Below are 350 nucleotides of genomic sequence, written 5' to 3' on the forward strand. Positions count from 1 at the left end.
CGGCATGTGGTGTTGGTGGGTCGTCGTGGTGGTGAGCGGGTGGATCGGTTGGTGGCGGAGGTGTCGGCGGTGGGTGCGTCGGTGCGGTTCGTCGTGTGTGATGTGGCCGATCGGGGTGCGGTGGCGGGTGTGCTGGACGGTGTGGAGGCCGGGCATCCGTTGACGGGTGTGGTGCATACGGCGGGTGTGCTGGACGACGGTGTGGTGACGGCTTTGACGCCGGAGCGGGTGGATGCGGTGCTGGCGCCGAAGGTGGACGGGGCGCGGTGGTTGGACGAGTTGACGCGTGAGCGGGGGGTGGAGCTGGCGGCGTTCGTGGTGTTCTCCTCTGCTGCGGGTGTGGTCGGTAC

The 350-nt window shown here is 69.1% G+C and carries 1 protein-coding gene; it reads left to right on the forward strand.

Translation table 11 applies throughout. The features are described from left to right. Window positions 1-51: 51 nt before the first annotated feature. A partial coding sequence (locus tag IH54_RS41125; RefSeq protein WP_324607862.1) for a KR domain-containing protein occupies window positions 52-350 on the forward strand: 299 nt, incomplete at its 3' end.

This window comes from Streptomyces sp. NRRL F-5123, from assembly GCF_000721495.1.
Taxonomy (GTDB): Bacteria; Actinomycetota; Actinomycetes; order Streptomycetales; family Streptomycetaceae; genus Actinacidiphila.